General features: G+C 69.4%; 18 protein-coding genes. 12 read left to right on the forward strand and 6 right to left on the reverse strand.

All coding sequences use genetic code 11. The annotated features are described in order from the left end of the window. Positions 1-7 precede the first annotated feature (7 nt). The gene (locus ACWEV3_RS30265) at positions 8-289 is read left to right on the forward strand and encodes a hypothetical protein (protein WP_452617129.1); all 282 of its coding nucleotides are present in this window, start codon (positions 8-10) and stop codon (positions 287-289) included. A 197-nt stretch (positions 290-486) separates the two neighbouring features. Here the strand turns inward: ACWEV3_RS30265 and ACWEV3_RS30270 are convergent, their stop codons facing one another. The 3 genes from ACWEV3_RS30270 to ACWEV3_RS30280 form a co-directional block, all read right to left on the reverse strand. Next, the gene (locus ACWEV3_RS30270; protein WP_452617130.1) at positions 487-1,677 is read right to left on the reverse strand and encodes a YDG/SRA domain-containing protein; all 1,191 of its coding nucleotides are present in this window, start codon (positions 1,675-1,677) and stop codon (positions 487-489) included. An 88-nt stretch (positions 1,678-1,765) separates the two neighbouring features. Then, on the reverse strand, positions 1,766-3,166 hold the full coding sequence (locus ACWEV3_RS30275) for an MFS transporter (RefSeq protein WP_452617131.1): 1,401 nt from the start codon (positions 3,164-3,166) through the stop codon (positions 1,766-1,768). A gap of 31 nt (positions 3,167-3,197) precedes the next feature. Continuing rightward, a complete protein-coding gene (locus ACWEV3_RS30280; RefSeq protein ID WP_452617132.1) occupies positions 3,198-4,163 on the reverse strand; it encodes a nucleoside hydrolase in 966 nt (321 codons plus the stop codon). A 139-nt stretch (positions 4,164-4,302) separates the two neighbouring features. On the opposite strand from ACWEV3_RS30280, the gene ACWEV3_RS30285 reads away from it, so the two are divergent. The 3 genes from ACWEV3_RS30285 to ACWEV3_RS30295 are packed head-to-tail and all read left to right on the forward strand — an operon-like array spanning position 4,303 to position 6,679. Next, a complete protein-coding gene (locus ACWEV3_RS30285) occupies positions 4,303-5,196 on the forward strand; it encodes a ribokinase (protein WP_452617133.1) in 894 nt (297 codons plus the stop codon). A 5-nt stretch (positions 5,197-5,201) separates the two neighbouring features. Continuing rightward, on the forward strand, positions 5,202-5,891 hold the full coding sequence (gene deoC / locus ACWEV3_RS30290; RefSeq protein WP_452617134.1) for a deoxyribose-phosphate aldolase: 690 nt from the start codon (positions 5,202-5,204) through the stop codon (positions 5,889-5,891). A 38-nt stretch (positions 5,892-5,929) separates the two neighbouring features. Next, on the forward strand, positions 5,930-6,679 hold the full coding sequence (locus ACWEV3_RS30295; RefSeq protein WP_452617135.1) for a GntR family transcriptional regulator: 750 nt from the start codon (positions 5,930-5,932) through the stop codon (positions 6,677-6,679). On the opposite strand, the gene ACWEV3_RS30300 is transcribed toward ACWEV3_RS30295, so the two are convergent. Continuing rightward, positions 6,657-7,220, reverse strand: a complete 564-nt coding sequence (locus ACWEV3_RS30300; RefSeq protein WP_452617136.1) for a carboxymuconolactone decarboxylase family protein — start codon at positions 7,218-7,220, stop codon at positions 6,657-6,659. The two genes, ACWEV3_RS30295 and ACWEV3_RS30300, sit on opposite strands and share 23 nt — an antisense overlap. A gap of 80 nt (positions 7,221-7,300) precedes the next feature. Between ACWEV3_RS30300 and ACWEV3_RS30305 the strand changes: the two genes are divergently transcribed. The 4 genes from ACWEV3_RS30305 (at position 7,301) to ACWEV3_RS30320 (ending at position 10,101) form a co-directional block, all read left to right on the forward strand. Continuing rightward, on the forward strand, positions 7,301-7,777 hold the full coding sequence (locus ACWEV3_RS30305; protein WP_452617137.1) for a MarR family winged helix-turn-helix transcriptional regulator: 477 nt from the start codon (positions 7,301-7,303) through the stop codon (positions 7,775-7,777). A gap of 136 nt (positions 7,778-7,913) precedes the next feature. Then, positions 7,914-8,576: an alpha/beta fold hydrolase gene (locus tag ACWEV3_RS30310; protein ID WP_452617138.1), complete on the forward strand. Its 663-nt coding sequence runs from the start codon at positions 7,914-7,916 to the stop codon at positions 8,574-8,576. Between the two features lie 122 nt (positions 8,577-8,698). Then, positions 8,699-9,547 (forward strand): metalloregulator ArsR/SmtB family transcription factor, encoded by an 849-nt coding sequence (locus ACWEV3_RS30315; protein WP_452617139.1) that lies wholly within the window; start codon positions 8,699-8,701, stop codon positions 9,545-9,547. Then, the gene (locus tag ACWEV3_RS30320) at positions 9,535-10,101 is read left to right on the forward strand and encodes a dihydrofolate reductase family protein (protein ID WP_452617140.1); all 567 of its coding nucleotides are present in this window, start codon (positions 9,535-9,537) and stop codon (positions 10,099-10,101) included. Before ACWEV3_RS30315 ends, ACWEV3_RS30320 begins: the two co-directional genes overlap by 13 nt. Positions 10,102-10,187: 86 nt before the next feature. Here the strand turns inward: ACWEV3_RS30320 and ACWEV3_RS30325 are convergent, their stop codons facing one another. Together ACWEV3_RS30325 and ACWEV3_RS30330 are read right to left on the reverse strand one after the other, a co-directional pair. Further along, a complete protein-coding gene (locus ACWEV3_RS30325; protein ID WP_452617141.1) occupies positions 10,188-11,849 on the reverse strand; it encodes a hypothetical protein in 1,662 nt (553 codons plus the stop codon). Positions 11,850-11,940: 91 nt separating this feature from the next. Next, positions 11,941-12,576, reverse strand: a complete 636-nt coding sequence (locus ACWEV3_RS30330) for a TetR/AcrR family transcriptional regulator (RefSeq protein ID WP_452617142.1) — start codon at positions 12,574-12,576, stop codon at positions 11,941-11,943. Positions 12,577-12,692: 116 nt separating this feature from the next. On the opposite strand from ACWEV3_RS30330, the gene ACWEV3_RS30335 reads away from it, so the two are divergent. From ACWEV3_RS30335 to ACWEV3_RS30350, 4 genes are all read left to right on the forward strand, one after another. Beyond that, a complete protein-coding gene (locus ACWEV3_RS30335; protein WP_452617143.1) occupies positions 12,693-13,253 on the forward strand; it encodes an NADPH-dependent FMN reductase in 561 nt (186 codons plus the stop codon). A gap of 17 nt (positions 13,254-13,270) precedes the next feature. Beyond that, positions 13,271-14,719, forward strand: coding sequence for an MFS transporter (locus ACWEV3_RS30340; RefSeq protein ID WP_452617144.1), 1,449 nt, complete (start codon positions 13,271-13,273; stop codon positions 14,717-14,719). A 77-nt stretch (positions 14,720-14,796) separates the two neighbouring features. Continuing rightward, positions 14,797-15,207, forward strand: coding sequence for a VOC family protein (locus tag ACWEV3_RS30345; protein WP_452617145.1), 411 nt, complete (start codon positions 14,797-14,799; stop codon positions 15,205-15,207). A 74-nt stretch (positions 15,208-15,281) separates the two neighbouring features. After that, positions 15,282-16,358: a peroxidase-related enzyme gene (locus ACWEV3_RS30350; RefSeq protein ID WP_452617146.1), complete on the forward strand. Its 1,077-nt coding sequence runs from the start codon at positions 15,282-15,284 to the stop codon at positions 16,356-16,358. The last annotated feature ends 206 nt before the right edge of the window (positions 16,359-16,564 follow it).

Raw genomic sequence — 16,564 nt, forward strand, 5'->3', positions numbered from 1 at the left:
GAAAAACATGTTCTGGATTCAGCTCAGCACGTTCGTCCTGTTCAACCTGCTGATCCTCGCCATGCTCACCACCCAGATCCCCGCCCGAGCCATCGCCTTCACCACAGGCCAGCACGCCGGAGGCGGCGAAGGCGCCTACACGGTCTGGCACCTCATAGCCGACATCGAAGCCGAAACCCGCGAAGCGGCAGACGAGCACGGGCCGGAACGCGAACATCCCCGCATACCACCAGGTTTCCCCGCCACCGACCCCGACGAACCCACCGGACGCCACCACCTGCGCCCGTAACCGCTCGTGAGCGCTCACTCCAGTTCTTACCGGAACCAACACTCACGAAGCTCAAGCCGGGCCGGTGCGGCACCCATCCCCGACCCCATCCGCACCGGCCCACCCCGGTGGCCGGGCGCGCGACGCAACCCCCTCCCCACGCGCCCGGCCACCGGCCAAAACCCGCGCAAGATGCACCGAAACCCCGTTAGCTGCGACTACTTCTGGGAGAAAATTGATCTATGGTAGGCAAGAAACTCTCGATCAATAAAATGCACTTCGTGTCGCCGGAGCGAGAGCTCGCCGCCACCCCCTAGGACCGTTAGATCGTCCGCAATTCGAAGTGCCCCAAAGTCAAAAAGGACGTGACAATTCGGGCACAAACACAGAATGTTGGGAACCGTGTCCGGGCCCTTGTGGCGCGATCCAAGGGGCTTAATGTGCGCCCCTTCGGCATAGCCTCGGTCGCCCACTGATAGCCGCGTTCCGCAAATCTGACAAGTGCAGTCATAGATATTCTTTATAAACTCGGCAACTTCGGTTGACCTGACGATACGATCCTGGGCCACTCGACGCCTACTTGGACGCTTATTGCCACTCGGCAGACTTGGCGACTCGTCCGCGCCCGACGAAACTTCCGATCCAGCCGGAGAACTTACATCGATCTTTTTCAGAAGGTAGCGACAGATCTGGAAACCATCCTTGCCGCCCTCCCGCCATGCGTCGACAACACGAAACAAGCCATCGTAGCGATACCCGCTGGCTGGCGAGAAGGGCGACTTGTGGCGCGCACCTCGAATGACCCTGACCGGGAGCTTGCGAATCATGCTGACAAGCAGGGCGGCGTTCTTGTGGTCACTGAAGCTTTGGTCATCTACTTGCTTCTTGCGCTCGTCTTGACCGCCACGACCTGTGTACAGAATTTCATCGCCAAGATCTATGTCGTCTTCATATCCACCCGAAAGAACAATTGATTCCGCGCCAATCTTGGCCCGACCAACGATACCGTCCTGTCCCGCGCGGTGAACTCCGGCAGCGTGCGCATCCTTGCGTCGACTAAAAGTGGAACCCTCTGAAAATCCGGGAACTTCACCAAATCTGGACTGGTCTTCAGGCTTCAGCGCAGCCCGCAAATCCATTACATCCAGACCGTACGAAGCAAATATCTCGATGATCTTAGCTTCGGCACGGCTACTCTCGACTACAGTAATCGACCGCGGATCACCAGTTACCAAACGGTGGGCAGCCGAGAAGATCGCCGTGCAGTCGTATGCTCGTCTGCCATCAGTTAGCACTAGCCGATTCGGCATCTCCACGTCGTACTTGGCACAGAACCCCTCATCGCCGAGACTGTCATGCTCAGCCATCGCAGCGAGAACCGCGTCTCGCGACACATCAAGGATGCCCACCGTCGCCACCCTAGTGAGTGAGGCTCTTATCCGATAGCGAAATCCGAAGAAAAGTCGCGTCCGCGGTGGGGCTCGTCTGCTCCCGTACTCAGACCTTCTCCGCTGTGCCCGCCTTGCCCGGGAGCACGAAGGACGCCAGCAGCGCCACCGCCGAGATCGCCGTCGCGACCACCAGGGCCGTTGTGAAGCCTGTCGGGTTCGTTGCGCCTTCAGGGGTTCCCTGGGACACGAGGCCCGATAGGACTCCGATGCCTACCGAGGCTCCGAGGTTGAACATTGTTGCGTTCAGGCCGGGGAGGATTCCTGGGGACTCCTCGGGTGCGTAGATCACTCCCATTCCGTTCAGGGCCGTTGCCGCGCATGCCGCGTAGGACACTCCCATCAGCGCTACCAGCGCGAACAGGAGCCATGGGGACTTCACCGCGAACACCGTTGCCGCGATCAGTGCCAGGTTTCCCACCAGGCCGATTCTCAGCATCTTCCGGTAGCCGATCTTCGGTGCCAGGGTTCCCGCCAGGGGCGCCAGGATCCAGCCCGCCAGGGCGTAGGGCATCAGGAACATCAGCGCCGTCGTCGTGCCGTCGTAGCCGAAGCCCGCCGCCGCGTTCTGGGCCAGCGTCGGGTACACGAACGTCAGGACCGCGAAGATCGACGCCATCGTGCAGAACGTCGTCACCAGCAGGCCCCAGACACCTCGGCTGCGCAGGGCCGGCAGTGGCAGGAGCGGGTCGGACTGACCGCGTTCCACCAGCCAGAACACCACCAGGAGCACCACGCCCGCCGCCAGGCACGCCAGCGGCCACGGGGCGAACCAGCCCACCGTCGGGCCGAGCGAGAGCCAGGCGTTCAGGCCCAGCAGGGCCAGGCAGATCACCGCCGCGCCCTTCCAGTCCATGCGGGTGCCCGTGCGCTCCGAGTCCGGAACCCAGGCGCCGATCATCACCACCGCGATCACCTCCAGAGCGAAGGTGAAGCCGAAGATGCCCCGGAAGCCGATCGTGTCCGTGATGACTCCGCCCAGCAGCGTGTCGACGCCCGCGACGCCGCTGTTCACCGCCGTCAGGATGCCCAGGTAGCGGCCGAACTGCTTGGTCGGCAGGATGTCGCGCAGCGTCAGGATGCCGAGGGAAATCGTTGCGCCGCAGGCACCTTGCAGGGCTCGGCCGACCATCAGCAGCTCGACGTTCGGCGCGATCGTCGCGATCAGGCTGCCCGCCGCCATCACCGCGATCGAACCGAACAGCGCGCGGCGGCGACCGATGATGTCGCTGTAGCGGGGCAGCACCACGCCCGCCAGGCCCGCCACGAACAGGAACACCGTCGCGGTCAGGCCGATCGTGCCGACGTCCGTGTTCAACGACGTCGCCATGTTGTCGATGGCCGGCGACAGCATGGTCGCGTTCATCTGGAAGCTGGCCACCGCCACCAGCAGGGCCGTGAGGACCAGTGGCGGGCGGGCCGCGACGCGCGGCGGGGCAGTTGCAGTCATCTCAGCGCTCTCGCTCGTGAAGCCCGGGTGGTCAGGCGATTTCGCGGGCCGGGGTGGTCTTCGTGGCCAGCAGGCCCTTGATGTAGTCGAAGAACGCTTCGGCGTCGATCTCCTCGACGACCGTCGCGTTCGCCTCCAGGCCGTGGACTCCCCAGGACATCGCCGCGTAGCCGCGGGTCAGCTCGCCCGCCGTCTCCACGTCGACGTGGTAGCGGGCGCTGCTGCGGATCAGCTCGGGGTGCAGGAGGACCGCCGCCGTCAGCGAGTCGGGGTGGGTGGTTCCGTCGATGCCGACGCTGCGGTCGAAATCCAGCGTCGCCGCGCAGACCCGGGTGAAGAAGTCCGACAGCGGGGTGCCCAGCGCCGCGATCTCGTCCAGCGCCGGCTGCGCGAACACCGCCTGGTCCAGGGTGAGCGGCGCCCACGGGACCACGACGATCTCGAAGCCCGCCGCGAACACCGTCTTGGCCGCCTCCGGGTCGACGTAGAAGTTGAACTCCGCCGCCGCGGTGATGTTGCCTCGGGCGTTGTTGGAACCGCCCATCACGTAGAGGGTTTTGACGTTCCGGACGAAGTCCGGGTCCTTCACGACGGCCGTCGCGATGTTGGTCAGCGGGCCGATCGCGACGATCGACAGCTCGCCGGGGTTCTCCGCGGCCAGCCGGATCAGCGCGTCCACCCCGTGCTCGGGCTCCGGGTCGCAGTCCGTCATGTCCATCGCCAGGCCGCCCGCGCCGTCGCCGTGCACGTTCTCCGCGCTCTCCCACGCCCGGACCATCGGGCGGCGGCAGCCGAGGTGGATCGGGACCTCGCCGAGCCGTCCGGCGACGTTGCAGGTCAGGTAGGCGTTGCGGACCTGGTGGCCGAAGTCGACGTTGCCGGCGACCATCGTCACGGCGCGCAGGTCGGCTCGGGGGTCGAGCAGGCCCGCGAGCAGGGCGATGCAGTCGTCCTGCGCCGTGTCGGTGTCGATCACCAGTGGGATGCGCTCAGGCATGACGTCTCCAGTGCGGCCATTGTTCACGTCTTTGTTCACTTGGCAAAGCCGGATGTACTGTAAGTCTGCCCTGTTGACGCGTCAATCGGGGCCTACCGGACTCACATATGTACACTTTTGTACATACCAGGGAGGTGTCATGCGGATCGCGGTTGTCGGCAGCTACGGCACGGGAATGACCATGCGCACCAGCCGGATGCCGGGGCGCGGGGAGACGCTCGGCGGGGCCGCCTTCTCGCTCGGCCCCGGCGGCAAGGGGTCGAACCAGGCCATCGGCGTCGCGCGGCTGGGCGCGGAAGTCTCACTGCTGACCGCGATCGGCGACGACGTGCTCGGCGCGCAGGGCCGCGAGCTGTGGCGGCACGAGGGCGTGGACGCGAGCGCCGTCGTCACCGTCGACGCGTCGACCATGACCGGCGTGATCCTCGTCGAAGACGACGGCGAGAACCGGATCATCGTCGCGCCCGGCGCACTCGACCTGCTCCGCCCGGCGCACGTCGACGGCTTCGCCGACGTCATCGCCGCCGCCGACCTGCTGATGGTCTGCAACGAGATCCCCGCCGACGTGGTCGTTTCCGCGGTGCGGACCGCCGCCGACCGCGGCACCCGGGTGCTGTTCAACCCGGCTCCGGCCCGCGACCTGCCGCAGGACGCCGCGGACCTGGTCGACCTCCTCACCCCGAACCTCACCGAGGCCCAGGTGCTGACCGGCCTGGACACCACCGACCCGGACGCCCTGCTGGACGCGCTGCGCGAGCGGTTCTCCTCGACCATCGCGCTGACCTGCGGAACCGACGGCGCCTACGTGGACGACGGCACCGATCGCACGCACATCCCGCCGGTCCGGGCGGCTCGCGTCGTGGACACCACCGGCGCGGGCGACGCGTTCAACGCCGCCTTCGCCGTCGCGTGGTGCCGCGGCTGGGACCTGCGCCGCGCCGCCCGCTACGCCGCCGCTGCCGGGGCGTTCGCCGTCGCCCACCACGAGGTGATCCCCGGCCTGCCCCACTCCGAAGATCTCGACGAAAGGTGATCGACGTGCCCAGTTACTCGGCCGACCGACCGGCTTCCCTCGCACCGTTCATCCAGCACACCGCCATCGACATCGGCATCACGCGCGACGACATGATCCGGCACTGCGAGGAGGCCGTGCGCTTCGGCTTCAACGCCGCGATGGTCCCGGCGTCGTGGGTTCCGCTGGTCGCCGAGCGGCTGCGCGGCACCGGCGTGCAGGTCGCCAGCGCCCTGGACTTCCCCACCGTCGGCTCGATGACCTCCGCCGGCAAGGCCGCCGAGGCTCGTGCCATCGCCGAGGCCGGCGCCGACCAGCTGGACATGGGCGTGCAGGTCGGCTGGCTGCGCAGCGGCATGGAGCAGGAGTTCCGGGACGACATCGCCGCCGTGGTCGAAGCCGCCGGGATTCCCGTGAAGGTCATGCTGGAGCTGCCGAAGTTCACCGCGGCCGAGCGGGAGCGCGCGGTCGAGCTGGCGATGGACGCCGGGGCGGCCTACCTGAAGAACGCCAGCAGCGGGGCGGTCGAGATCGCCAACCCGGACAGCATCGCCTACCTGGTCGAACGCGCCCGGCCGGGCGTCGCGGTCAAGGCCTCGGGCGGGATCAAGACCGTCGAGCAGGCGGTTTCGCTGCTCGACGCGGGCGCGTCGCTGCTGGGCACCAGCGCCGGCATCGCGATCGTCACGGGCGGCGAAGCCGCTTCGTCATACTGAGTCGTGATCGTCGAAGGCGCGCAACACCGGGGGGTCAGGTGACGGAGACCGACGCGTCGCGCATCTCGCGCGACGCACCCGAGCCCCTGCACGTGCAGATCGCGGCGGTGTTCCGCGATGACATCCTCAGTGGACAGTGGCCGGCGCACTACAAGCTGCCGCCGGAGCCCGCGCTCGCGGAGCAGCTGGGGGTCAGCCGCGGAACGTTGCGGAAGGCGCTGGCCGTCCTCATCGAGGAGGGGCTGCTGACGCAGACCCGCGGCCGCGGCACGTTCGTCACCGCGGGCGTGCTGGAGCCGCGGATCGCGCAGCGGCTGCACTCGCTGTCCGAGGACTTCCGCGCGCAGGGGTTCGCGCTGGACGTCCAGGTGATCGGCGCCCGGTTGGAGGGCCTGCAGATGACCGTGCAGGCCCTCCTCGGCGCGCCGCCCGGCACTCCCGGGCTCAAGCTGGTCCGGATCTTCCGGGGCGCGCAGGGGCCGCTCGCGTACCTGGTCAACTGGGTGCGCGCGGACCTCTGCCCCGGCATCGAGAAGGTCGACTTCGAGCGGCATTCGCTGTTCGACGTGCTGGAGGAGTCCTACGGCCTGCCGGTCGCCGAGGGCCGGCGGACCTTCAGCGCCGAACCCGCCCGCGAGGACGTCGCGGAGGCCCTGGAGGTCCCGGCGGGCGCGCCGTTGCTGTACCTGGAGCAGGTGACCTACACCCGCGACGGCCAGGCCGTGGAGTACTCGGACGTGTGGATCAACAGCACCGCGGTGAAGGTCACCTCACTGCTGACCCGCTGAGCCCCGGCCAGGCGAAGGGTTCGAGCCACTCGTCGAGCGGCGCTTCGACCAGCCGGTTCGCCAGCGTGGACATGGTGTAGGCGCCGATGCCGAGGACCACTTCGAGCGCGTTGCGGGTCGTGTAGCCGTGTGCCAGGAATGCTTGCAGCGCTTCGGGTTCCACCGCCCCGGCCCGCTCCACCACCTGGACCGCGAACTCCCGGATCGCTTCCAGGCGCGGATCGTCCAGCGGTTCTCCGTCGCGCAGCGCGGCGATGGTCCCGGGGCTCGCGCCCATGGTGGTCAGCTTGGCGGTGTGCATCGCGACGCAGAGGTGGCACTCGTTGCGGGTGGCGATCGCGAGGATCACGGTCTCGCGGGCGAGCGGGTCCAGCGTGGTCGCCTCGAACATGGCGCTGAGCTTGAGGAATCCGTCGAGCAGGTGCGGCGACTCGGCGAGTCGCCCGATCGCCGCCGGCAGGTGGCCGAGGCGCTTTGCGGTGGCCTCCATGGACCGCCGCGACTCCGCGGGCGCGGACTCCACCGTGTGGTCGGTGAACATGTTCCCCCGTTCCAGGTGGCGCCCTCCGGCGCCTAGAATCGACAACATGGTTGTCGAAAAGGTAAACCAGGTTGTCGAATATGGCAACGACTGAATCGCACGGATTCGAGCTGCCCCTGCTGCTGTTCGCGGGGTTCCGCTCGCTGATCGACCAACTGCACGCCGAACTGGCCGAGCAGGGACACCCCGAGGTGCGCCCGGCGCACGGATTCGCGCTGCAGGCGATCGGGCGCGACGGCGCGACGGCCAGCGAGCTGGGCCGCAGGCTCGGCATCTCCAAGCAGGCCGCGGGCAAGACGGTGGACCGCCTGGCGACCCTCGGCTACGTCGAGCGGGCAGACGACGCGGCGGATGCGCGGCGGAAGCTGATCCGGCTCACCGACCGAGGGGTCGACATGCTTGCCCGCTCGGCGACGATCTTCGAGGCGCTCCGGTCGCAGTGGGCGAAAACCCTTGGCGCGCAGCGACTTCGGGAGTTGGAAGCAGACCTGCGCAGCATGACGCCGGCGGAGACGTTCCGCCTCGACGTTCCGGGGTGGTTCGGCGCGTCGTCGTGAGCGAACGGCCCGTTCGCGCCGCCTATCGAGGCGAACAGGCCGTTCACTCACACCTGAAGAAGGTTTCCATGTGGACAGATCCTGTCCTAAACGGCTCCTAGGGTCGTTGTCACGACGACCTCGAAGGAGACGAGACATGGCGATCTACGTGCTGGTTCCCGGCGCCTGCCACGGCGGATGGTGGTACGAGCCGCTGGCCGCGGAGCTGCGCGACGAGGGGCACCGGGCGTACCCCGTGACGCTGACCGGGCTCGGCCCGCAGGCCGCGCCGACCGGCTCGGTCAACCTGGACACGCACATCGACGACGTGGTGCGCCTGCTGGAGCAGGCGGACCTGCGCGATGTCGTCCTGTGCGGACACAGCTATGGCGGGATGGTGATCACCGGGGCCGCCGACCGGGTGCCGGAGCGGATCGCGTCGCTGGTCTACGTCGACGCCTTCGTGCCGCAGAACGGCGATTCGGTGATGTCGCTGACCGACGACCACTGGCACCAGTGGTACATCGGCGGCTCGGCGGGCGACGGCTTCTCGGTCGCGCCGCTGCCGGTGCTGAGCCCGCGCGCGACGCCGCATCCGCTGGCCACGCTGGTGCAGGGCATCCGGCTCACCGGCGCGCTGGACCGGGTTCCGCGCCGCGAGTACGTGTTCTGCTCCGAGTTCGAGCACACCCCGTTCGCCTCCACCTACGAGCGCCTGCGGAACGATCCGGCGTGGCACGTGCGGTCGCTGCCGATCGGGCACAACATCGTGGCCGACGCCCCGGACGACTTCCGCAAGATCCTCCTCGCCGCCGCCTAAACGCGGAGTATTCGCTGGTCAGGACCCGTGCGTGTTTTGTGCTGCTATGACAGCACAAACCACGCACGGGCCGGCGAAGTATTCCTTGACACGAACATTCCCCGCGGCGAATACTTCTGCGCATGGACGCAGCACTCCTCGCCGCACTGGCCGATCCGGCTCGCTGGCGGCTCGTGAGCCTGTTGGCCGAGCGGCCCCGCTCGGTCGGCGTCCTGGCCCAGCTCGCCGAGGCACGCCAGCCGCAGACGACCAAGCACCTGCAGACCTTGGAGCGCGCCGGCATTGTCACCTCCCAGCGCACCGGCCAGCGCCGCATCTACGCGCTCCGGCCCGGCCCGTTGCGCGACCTGGCGGCCGCGCTGAACCGGCTCGCCGACGCCGCGGACCAGGCCGGTGGCCCGCGCGAGACCTACGACCGCTACGGGGCCAGCCTCGACGCGGAACGGCTCGCAGCCGGGGATTCGGGGTGGGCCGACGGACGCTCGTTCGGGTTTCACCGGTCGCTGGCGGGGCGTCCCGAGCTGGTCTGGCGCCACCTGACCGATCCCGCGCTGCTCGCCCGCTGGTGGGTACCCGACGACCTGTGCGTCTCCGAGCTCGTCTTCGAGGCGCGACCGGGCGGGCGGATCGTCCAGGAGTACCGCGACGTCGAGGACACCGGCGACTCGGAACCGGTCGCCGGGCGCGCGGAGGGAGTCGTCGAAGACGTGCGCCCCGGTGAGCGCCTCACCTACCGGCTCTCCCCGCTGCTCCCCGACGGCGGCTTCGCCTTCACCGCGCACGTCGACCTGTGCCTCCGGCCCACCGGCACCGGCGCGGAGCTCGACGCCCACTGGCGGATCACCGACAGCACCGTCTACTCCGCCGACTTCATCGCAGGCATCGAGATCGGCTTCGGCCAGTGCCTCGACAAGCTCGCGGCGACCCTCGCCGACAACACCGACGCTAGGAGCTCCTCGTGGGACGACTGATCATCAACGTCGCCATGACCGTCAACGGCGCCTTCGAAGCACCGGCGCCCGAGCCGCAGGGGTGGCTGGTCACCGATCCTGACAGCATGCAGGCCGGGCTGGAGATGTGGCAGGCGGCCGACGCCATGGTGCTCGGGCGCAAGACCTTCGAGGGATTGTCCGCCGTCTGGCCCCAGCTCGCCGACGTCCCCGGCTTCGAGGCGTACGCGGCCCGGATGAACGGCATGCCCAAGTACGTCGCGTCCCGGTCGCTGACCGGACCGCTGGAGTGGAACGCCACCCTGATCGACGGCGACCTCGCCGAGAGCGTGCGCCGCCTCAAGGACGAGCACGACGGCAACCTGATCGCCCCCTCCGCCGGCGAGCTGACCCGAGACCTCCTCGCCCACGACCTCGTCGACGAGCTCTGGTTCAACGTCAGCCCCTACCTGTGGGCGACCGGGCCGCGGATCTTCGACGACCTCGGCCCCGTCCGGCTGGAGCTCGTCAACACGACGACCTTCCCCTCGGGCGTGGTCCGCCTGTGCTACCGCCCCGCTCCCGCCGCCGGGTAACGCCGGTCAGGACCCGTGCGTGGTTTGTGCTGCTGCAGCAACACAAAACACGCACGGGCCCGTCGCTCACCGGAGCCGGCCGAGGGTCACTCCTCGGGGGCGATCTTGAAGCCCGCCTTGCGGGCCGCCTTGGCGATCTTCTTGTCCGGGTGCTGGGCGCCGATCAGGGCCAGGACCTCGCGGACGTCCGGGTGGTCCAGGCGCCACATCTCCTCGAAGACCGCCGGCTCCTGCCCGGCGGGCACTGTCTCCGCGAGCACGTCGGGCAGCTCCTCCGGGTCGACCGAGTCGATCGCGGCCGCGAGCATGTCGGTGAGCAACCGCGCCGCGTCGGCCGCCGTCGATTCGAGCTCCTCGGACGGATTCAGCTGGTGCAGCGTCACCTTCGCGTAAGGCCGGAGCATCGGCTCGTCCAGCGCCTGCCGCCACCGCTGCGTCGCGGTCGCGGCGTGCGGCGCCGCGATGGAGACCGCGATCATCCGGTCTTCCGCCTCGCCTTCCGCGGCGGCGGTCAGCAGGTCGTCGGTGGCGGCGACGGCTCCGCGTGCCTGGAACCAGGCGTCGGTTTCCGCGTCCAGCTCCTCGTCGGTCGCGCCCTTGGCGAAGTCCACCAGGTCGAAGGCGGCCATCTCCTCGACCGGCGGCAGCAGCGGAACCTCGACGCCGCCGTCGGTCAACGCGCCGCCGAAGGTGTACTGGCCGAGCGGGGTGAGGCGGGCGATGCCCCCTTCCACCGTCACGGCACCCAGGTCGGCGAGGACCGCCAGCAGCCGTTCCGCCGGATCACCGCAGGTCGCGACCCAGTTGTCCCACGCTTCGCCGGAAGTGGTCTCGTCCACGGCGATCTCACGGATCATGTCGCGCAGCTCGGCGACGGGCGCGCCTTCGCTGCGGGCCAGGAACAGCGACACCATCGCGTAGTAGGCGACGTCCTCCAGGTCGAGGTCGGCGCACTCGTCCTGGAAGATCTCCTCCAGCAGCAGCCCCAAGGCGTCCGCCCAGACGTCCAGCACCGCTTGGTCGTCGCCGTCCGGCCAGTCGTCGACGCTGGGGCCGATCTCGACGATTTCCGTTGAGGGGCCGATGAATTCCAGCTCGGCCGCCCACTCCCACAGCCGCTCCAGCTCCGGGATGTCCGCCATGCCCTCGACCGCGTCCGGAACCGCGAAGCCGAGCGCCTCGGCGGCTGCGATGGCGTCGGCGGTGCTCAGCGCGCCGGCCGTGATCGGGCAGGCGACCGTGCGGACCGCCAGCCGCCGGGCCCGGTCGAGCAGCGGGCTCTGCCGCGCCGCGGCGGCGAGCTCCTCGTCCGACGGCAACCGCAGCGGCGGCAGCCGGTCCGGCAGCCCGAGCTCCACCCGGAGGTCGTAGGGCTGCTCGCCGGGCGGGGCCATCGCGACCTCGGCGAACCGCGGCTCGATCTCGTCGACCTTCCGCCGCAGGTCGTCCACCAGCGCCGGCTCGATCCGGCCGGTGTCGCCGGCGAAGGTCAGCAGTTCGCGGAGCGTCGCGAGGACCTCGGTCAGGTCCTCGTCCTCCTCGACCGCGACCTTGGCCGGGAACTGCTCCAGCAGCAGCTCGTCGAGATCGTCCGGACGCAGTTCGCCGAGTTCGGGCAGGCCGACGTGCTCGTACAGCAGCCGGAGCAGGATCTCGGCGTCGTTGCTGTTCCCTTGCACCGGTTGTGCCTGCTTATCGGCCCACTCCGCCAGTTCTGGCAGCAGGCTGTCGACCGGATCGCGCTCCATGTTCAAAGCGTATCGACCCGGGCACCAGCGCGGAGGCAGTGGGCGGCTCAGACCGGAACCGCTCGGTGCAGCGGCGCCGGATGTGCTCGCCCTACCGAGGGCCGTAGGCGCGCAGGAACACCTCGACGCCTGCCTCGACGATGGCCTCGACCTCGTCCTCGTCGATCGAGCGCGCGCCCCAGAAGGTCAGGCTCTGCACCTCCCCTGCGACCAGGAGCACGAAGTGCACCGCCGCCCGCTGCGGATCGTCGATCTCCAGCAGCCCCTTGTCATTCAGCTCGGCCAGCCGCCGGGCCAGATCGGCCTGCACCTGCCTCGGGCCGGCCGCCTGCCACTCCTCCACGACCTCCGCCGGGATGTGCCCGACGTCGGCGTTGATCTGCCGCACCAGGAAGAAATGGGCCTCGAACTCGGGCATCGCAGCGGTGAAGTCGCGCCCGAGGCCGATCAGGTCCGACCGCAGGTCGACGATCTTGCCGAGGTGCCGGTCGAGGTCGGCCAGCTGCGCGTCCCGGACCGCCGCCGCGCTTTCCAGGATGACCGCGCGGAACAGCTCGCCCTTGTCCGCGAAGTGGTTGTAGATGGTGCGGGTCGACACCTCGGCCGCCTTGGCGATCGTGTCGATGCTGGCGCGCGCGTAGCCGTCCCGGCCGAACACCTCGCGGGCCCCGTCGATGATCGCCCGGCGCTTCTCCGACCCGCGACGCGAGACGTTTTCCCTGCTCATCAATACCCTTTCCGCCAAAGTACAACGTTCATTGCATTAAGTGCATTACATGTTGTACTTTACCACCACGCCCGCTTCCGGAGCCCACCGGAACGCCGATCCACGAGGAGCGAAAGATGTCCGCACTGCGCCTGGCCGTGATCATCGGGACCAACCGCGAAGGCCGCTTCGGCCCGACCGTCGGCAACTGGTTCACCCGGCAGGCCCGGGAGTTCGACGGCCTCGACGTCGACGTCATCGACCTGGCCGAGATCGACCTGCCCGCCACCCTCGACTTCGGCGCCCGGCCGGTCGTCGAGCTCGGCGGGCGGCTGGCCGCCGCCGACGCCTACGTCGTCGTGACCCCCGAGTACAACCACAGCTTCCCGGCCGTGCTGAAGCACGCGATCGACCTCTACCGCGAGGAATGGCAGGCGAAGCCGGTCGGTTTCGTCTCCTACGGCGGGATGGGCGGCGGCCTGCGCGCCGTCGAGCAGCTGCGGCTGGTCTTCGCCGAACTGCACGCCACGACCGTCCGCGACACGGTCAGCTTCCACAACGCCTGGGAGCGCTTCGACGAGACCGGCGCCCCGCTCGACGAGGGCTGCAACGAGGCCGCCAAGGGCATGCTCGGCCAGCTCACCTGGTGGGCGCGCGCCCTGCGCGCCGCCCGCGCCACCGAACCGTACGCCGCGTGATCCCCCGGAGCTCTCCCGTGCAGAACAAGCTCACCCTGGTGGTCGTGCTGCTGGGCTACCTGGTCCTACCGATGTCGATGTCCGGCACGACCGTGGCGCTGCCCCAGATCGGCGCCTCGCTCGACGCCTCCGGCGGCGCCCTGCAGTGGGTGGTGACCGGCTACTTCCTCACCGCCTCGTCGTTCATGCTCGTCGCCGGCTCGACCGGGGACCTGTTCGGCAGGCGCCGGATCTACCGGGTCGGCGCCGCGGTCTACGCGCTCGGCAGCCTGGCCGCCGCGCTCACGCCGGGAATCCTGGCGCTGGACGTGGCCCGCACGCTCACCGGCGTCGGGGCGGCGGGCGTGATGGCGGGCGGCGGCGCGATCCTCGCGTCCACGTTCACCGGGACCGAGCGGACCAGGGCGTTCGCCGCGATGGGCACGACCGCGGGCCTGGGCATGGCGATCGGCCCGACGCTGGCGGGCTGGCTGGTCGGCGCGCTCGGCTGGCGCGCGACGTTCGGCACCTTCGCGGCCGCCGGAATGCTCCTGCTGGCAGGCACTTTCGCGATGGCCGAGTCGCGGGCCGACCGCCGCCCGCGGGTGGACTGGGGCGGCGCGGTGACCTTCATCGCCGGGCTCGCCTCGGTGATGTTCGCGATCACCCAGAGCTCGCGGGCCGGCTGGACGAGCCCGCTGGTGCTGGGCCTGCTCGCCGCGGGCGCCGCGCTGCTGGCGCTGTTCGCGGCCGTCCAACGGCGCAGCGCGCATCCGGTGCTGGACCTGACCCTGCTGCGTAACCGGCGGTTCGTCGGCTGGCTCACCTCGGGCGTCGTGATGGTGCTGGGCTTCGGCGGGATGATGTCGTACCTGCCCACGTTCCTGCAGGGCGCGAACGGGATGTCGGCGCGGGACGCCGGGCTGATCATGCTGATGTCGACGGCGCCGACGCTGTTCATGCCGCTGCTCGGCGGGCGGCTGGTCAACCGGGGCGTCTCGCCGCGCGCGCTGATCACCGCCGGGCTGCTGCTGATCGCGGCGGGCAACGCCTGGCTCACCGTGCTGCACCCCGGGATCGGCGCGGGCGCGCTGCTCGGCCCGCTGCTGACGGTCGGCGTCGGGATCGGCCTGGCCACCGGCCTCATCGACGCGCAGGCGATGAACCAGGTCGCCCAGTCCCGGACCGGCATGGCGGCGGGCCTGCTGAACACGATCCGCGGCGGCTCCCAGACGCTGGTGCTCGCGCTGTTCGGTTCGGTGCTGATCAGCCTGCTGACCAGCCGCGTCGGCGACCAGGCCGGGAAGGTGGCGACCGGCGAGCTGGCCGCCGCGCAGCACGACTTCCTGGCCGCCCAGCTGAGCGACGCCTGGCAGGTCCTGCTCTGGGCGATCGCGGCGGTGACCGCGCTCGGCGCCCTGGTGGTCGCGGCCCTGCTCGCCCCGGCCCGCGAACCAGCCAGACAGGCGGTCCCGCAAGCCGGCTGACCGTTCCTCGTGGCGTGCGGGTGGCCGGAGCGGACGTTAGATTGCGGCGCGAAACCGGCATTCGAGGAGCAGCCACGATGACCAGCCCGGATTCCCCGCGGATCTCGACGTTCCTGATGTTCGAGGGCAAGGCGGAGGAGGCGATGAACTTCTACACCTCGCTGTTCGAGGACAGCGCGATCCTCGACATCAACCGCTACGGCGCCGACGGTCCGGGCGACGAGGGAACCGTGCAGCTCGCCACGTTCACGATCCTCGGCCAGCAGTTCATGTGCATCGACAGCCACGTGTCGCACGCCTTCACCTTCACGCCGTCGATGTCGCTGTTCGTCAACTGCCGCACGGAAGCCGAGCTCGACGGCGCTTACGCGGCGCTCGTCGAGGGCGGCGCGGCGCTGATGCCGCTGGGCTCCTACGGATTCAGCCCCAAGTTCGGCTGGGTGAACGACCGCTTCGGCGTCTCCTGGCAGCTGAACCTCCCCGGCTGACAACCCGGGATCACCGCTGGAGCGCGCAATGGAAAACTATTGCGGGAGAAGCCGTTCTAGCGGATGGGATGCTTATGACGATCGTCGGCAGCGAGCGCGTCAGCCGGACCGAAGAGGCGTTGGCCGTGCTGCGGCCGGACGTGCGCGAGTTGACCGCGAGCGTTGATGCCGCTGTGCTGCGCCCGGCCGACGAATCCGTGCTCAGCCACGCCGATCGGGCCCGGATCGCGTTGCGCGTCGCGCTGGTCAACGAACACCAGGAGTACGCGGACGAGCTGGCCGAACAGCTCGATTCGCTGGCCGGGGACGGCGCCGCCGAGGTGGTCCTCGACGTCGAGCGCTGGTCCGAACTTCCGGAGGCGCTGCAAGCGTTGCTCGCGCATTGCGAGCAGGTCGCGCTGGACCCGGCCGATGCGGGTTTCGACGAGATCACCGCGCTGCGGGAGCACGGGTTCAGCTCCGCGCAGGTGGTGGCCGCGGCGCAGATCGTCGCGTACGTCAGCTACCGGGTCCGGTTGCTGCTCGGGTTGTCGCTCGTCGAGGAGGCCGGGGACGGGCCGGTCGCCGACGGCCCGGTGAACACCATCGAGGCCGGGGCCACCGCCGACGGCTGCGAACTCCCCGCCCCCGCCGACGCGTTCCGGGCGCTGCGCTGGGTTCCGTGGGTCGATCCGGCGGATGCGCCGGAGGAATCCGCCGGGGCGCAGTGGTCGCCGTTCTACTTGACGCTGCGGCACGATCCGGAGTTGTTGGCGGAGCGCACCGCGCTGCACAACGCGATCATGAGCGGCTCCGGCGCGCTCGACCCGGCCGATCGCGAGCTGGCCGCGCTCGCCACGTCGCTGATCACCGGCTGCGAGTACTGCGCCGGGGTGCACGGCCGCCGCCAGGTGCAGTTGTCGGGCGACCAGATCACCGCCGTGGCGCTGGCGGAGGCGGGCCCGGCGGCGGTGGCGGATCCGCGCCGGCGCGCCATCGTCGACACCGCAGGTGCCCTCGCCCCCACCCCGGCGGCGTTGACCGCCGCCGGCATCCGCCGCCTGCACGCCGTCGGTCTCAGCGCCGACGACGTCCGCGACCTCGTCGCGGTCTCGGCGATGTTCACCTGGGACAACCGGTTGTTGATGACCCTCGGCAACGCCGCCACCTGACATCCCGCAGGCTGAGGTCCTGGAGTCCGATGTCCCGCAGTTTCAATTGAAACTGCACCCCTCCGGCGTGTCGGGCGCACGACACGCCGGAGGGTGTGGATGACTGCCGCAATTTCCATTGAGGTGATCTCAGTAAGGATTGGACGAACAGGGTCGCTTGGTTTGGTGTGTGGCGACGGCTGGGGCATGCCTGGAGGAAGTGGGAC

The organism is Saccharopolyspora sp. NPDC003752, from assembly GCF_053605825.1.